This is a genomic window from uncultured Chitinophaga sp. (genome assembly GCF_937874145.1).
GTDB lineage: Bacteria > Bacteroidota > Bacteroidia > Chitinophagales > Chitinophagaceae > Chitinophaga.
Map to the genome: position 1 here is coordinate 1 of NZ_CALNBI010000141.1, position 3,410 is coordinate 3,410.

Here is a 3,410-nt window from a genome sequence, read left to right on the forward strand (position 1 = left end):
ATCACCGGCCTGGGCGGCAATTCCCAGCTGGTGGAGTTTGGCCGGCAACCCGTGGAAGGCATCCGCATCATCGATGCGCAGCAGCTATAAAAAAGATTGTTGTTTACGAAAACGTGTATAAAAAAGGCCGGTCTCTTTCGCAGAGAACGGCCTTTTCTTATTTCTGAATAAAAATGAAATCGCGTTATACCGCAGGCTCCTGCTGGCTCAGGCAATGGAAACTGCCGAGGCCCCAGATGATGTCGGTAGAATCCACACCCACCACTTCGCGGTCGCGGAAGCAGTCTGCGATGATGCGCAATGCCTGTTCGTCTTTATCGCATTGGAAAGTAGGTACGATGACGTATTTGTTGCTGATGCAGAAGTTGGCGTAGGATGCCGGCAGGCGCTGGTCGTCGAATACTACGGCGCCGGGCATGGGCAACTCCACGATATTGAGCTGTTTGCCGTTGAGCAGGCGCATGCCTTTCAGCTGGCGCAGGTTCTGCTGCAGGATCTCGTAGTTCTCATCCGCCTTGTCGGTTTCGATGACGGTCAGCACCGTGTCTTCGTTCACGAAACGGATGGTATCGTCGATATGACCGTCGGTATCGTCGCCAATAATACCTTCATCCACCCACAACACCTGTTCCGCGCCATAAAACTCGTAGAGGTATTTTTCCACCTGTTCCTGGTTGAGGTGCGCGTTGCGGTTTTCGTTGAGGAGGCAGCAGCTGCTGGTGAGGATGGTGCCTTTCCCGTTGAATTCCACCGATCCGCCTTCCATGATGATACCCGGCTCGAAGAGCGGCAGGCCAAAGTGCCTGGCGATTTTGGTGGGGATGATATCGTCGAGGTCGAAGGGCGGGTACTTTCCGCCCCAGGCGTTGTAGTTCCAGTCTACCACCGCCTTCTTGTTGGCGGCGTCAGGGTTGATGAGGAAGGCCGGGCCATGGTCGCGGCACCAGGCGTCGTTGGTGGGATGCAGGAAGAACTCCACCTGCGACATGTTCACGCCGGCAGCCTGGAGGTGCCCGGTGGCGAAGGCTTTCATGGCTTCGTCAGCCACGTTGATGCGCACCAGTTCGCTATCGGCCAGGTATTTGACAAAACGGCTGTAATGGGGATAGATGGTATGGATCTTCCCGGGCCAGCTGGCTTCTTTGTGGGGCCAGCTTAACCATGTGGCGGTATGAGGATGGAACTCGGCCGGGAAGTAGTACCCAAGTTCCCGGGGTGTTGGATGTGTCATTGTTCGTCGTCGATGTAGCGTTTGGTGATCGGTTGGTAGGAGTCGATTCTGCGGTCGCGGAGGAAAGGCCAGTGCGTGCGGTAGCGGTCGGTTTTGGAAAGGTCCAGTTCCAGCACAACGTTTTCCTCATCGGTGTGCGAGCTCTGGTGGAGCACGGTGCCGAAGGGATTGGCTACGAAGGAGCCGCCCCAGAATTTCATGAGCCCGTCCTGCTCAAAGCCGGTCCGGTTCACGCTTACCACGTGTACGCCGTTGGCCACGGCATGGCTGCGCTGCATCGTCTGCCAGGCGTTGTATTGTTCCACATTTGTTTCGTCGTCCTGGTTCGTGGCCCAGCCGATGGCGGTGGGGTAAAACAGGATCTGGGCGCCCATGAGGGATGTGATGCGCGCGGCTTCGGGGTACCATTGGTCCCAGCAGATCAGCACGCCGATGGTGGCGAATTTGGTTTTGAAGACTTTATAGCCCAGGTCGCCCGGCGTGAAGTAGAACTTCTCGTAATACGCGGGATCGTCGGGGATATGCATCTTGCGGTATTTGCCGAGGTATTTGCCGTCGGCATCGATCACGGCGGTGGTGTTATGATACAGCCCTTCCGTTCTTTTCTCGAACAAAGAAGCGATGATCACCACGCCCAGTTCCTTGGCTACCGCGCCGAGCGACTCGGTGGAAGGGCCGGGGATGGGCTCCGCCAGTTTAAAGTTCTCGTAATCTTCCACATCGCAGAAATACAGCGAAGTGAATAATTCCTGGAGGCAGATGATCTGCGCCCCTTTGGCCGCGGTTTCCCGGACCTTTTCGATGGCTTTGGCCAGATTTTCCGCCTTGCTGGCAGAACAGCTCATCTGTACGTAACCGACTTTTACTTTAGACATGGGCGCAAAGTTATGAAAAAGGAATGTTCGTCCCATATTCCCGCAATTTCATCCCATTTCGGCGAAGGGGAGCCGCCGCTTTGTTAATATTGCATCAAAGAAATCCCGCATGAAGAAATTCCAAAAGGTCGAGATATGGGTGGCAACCGGGTTTTACCTGCTGACCTGGCTGATGCTGCTGTTCCCCGTCCTTTCCTACGACGTCCGCACGTACTCCTGGCAAGCACACCAGTTTGAAAGGGAAGGACTGTACTACGACCATTTCCTCCATACCGTATGGCCCGGGCTGCTGTTCGCCACTGCCGCCTTCGGAGGTTTCCTCATGCTGAATATCCGCGTCATGCCCGAGTTCATCGAGCACAAGCGTAACTGGCGGGGCGTGGTATTGGCCGCGGTAACGTGTGTATGCGCCTGGCTGATGATGATGGTAGCCGAGAGCTGGTGGTACGGCTTTTTAACCACTTTCCCTACCGTCTCCGCCTTTCACCTCTGGTGCGCTGGCCGCGCGGCGATCATATTGTTCGTGGCGCTGGTGGGGTTCGCGGCATATTACGGGCTGAAGGTGCTCCTGCTCACAGGCGCCCAGGAAGGCTGGATGGGCCGCATCAGGGGCGTGAAAGTACCGGCCGATATGATCGTAATGGTGATCGTATGGCTGTCGCTCACTTTCTTTTTCGTCCTCGACCGCCGGCCCGCCCGCACCAATTTCCTCTTCTGGGTAGGCGGCTGCTACGTGATCGCTTATTATTTCCTGAGCCGCCGCTTCTTCCAGCCCCTGCTGCGCAGGGAGCGCAGCTGGCAGCAGCTGTTCCCCAACGCGATCGTGGTGGTGCTCGTCACTTTCGTAGCCGCCAGCGTATTGTTCGACGCTACCACCAATATCCGCGGCATGGTCGGTTACTATTTTATGATACTGGGGGCCGAGCTGCTGATCATAGTACCCCTGGCCTGGGGGATCACGCGGCTGACATTGAAGCAAAAAAATGAGGTGTTGAGCCTGGAAAAAGCGTTGGGTCGCTCTTCCGCCAATCTGGACTTTCTCCGCTCCCAGATCAACCCTCATTTTCTCTTCAACGCCCTCAACACCCTATACGGCACAGCGCTCCAGGAGCGCGCCGCCCGCACCAGCGAAGGCATCCAGAAGCTGGGAGACATGATGCGCTTCATGCTCCACGAAAACACGGAAGAAAAAATCCACCTCAGCAAGGAAGTCGCCTATCTCCAGAATTACATCTCCCTCCAGCGCCTCCGCACACAGGAATCCCCGGACATCAAGATCGAAGTCAACATCCAGGAATCCGACT

3 protein-coding genes are annotated in these 3,410 nt (G+C 56.2%); 1 reads left to right on the plus strand and 2 read right to left on the minus strand.

What is annotated here, in order from left to right; translation table 11 throughout:
- Positions 1 to 184: 184 nt before the first annotated feature.
- Both Q0510_RS06600 and Q0510_RS06605 read right to left on the minus strand, forming a co-directional pair.
- The gene (locus Q0510_RS06600; protein ID WP_298709369.1) at positions 185 to 1,231 is read right to left on the minus strand and encodes an agmatine/peptidylarginine deiminase; all 1,047 of its coding nucleotides are present in this window, start codon (positions 1,229 to 1,231) and stop codon (positions 185 to 187) included.
- Complete coding sequence (locus Q0510_RS06605) at positions 1,228 to 2,106, minus strand: carbon-nitrogen hydrolase (protein ID WP_298709371.1); 879 nt, start codon at positions 2,104 to 2,106, stop codon at positions 1,228 to 1,230. The genes Q0510_RS06600 and Q0510_RS06605 overlap by 4 nt, the downstream gene beginning before the upstream one ends.
- 109 nt (positions 2,107 to 2,215) lie before the next feature.
- On the opposite strand from Q0510_RS06605, the gene Q0510_RS06610 reads away from it, so the two are divergent.
- Positions 2,216 to 3,410 (plus strand): sensor histidine kinase (locus Q0510_RS06610; RefSeq protein WP_298709373.1); only part of this gene is annotated, 1,195 nt, incomplete at its 3' end.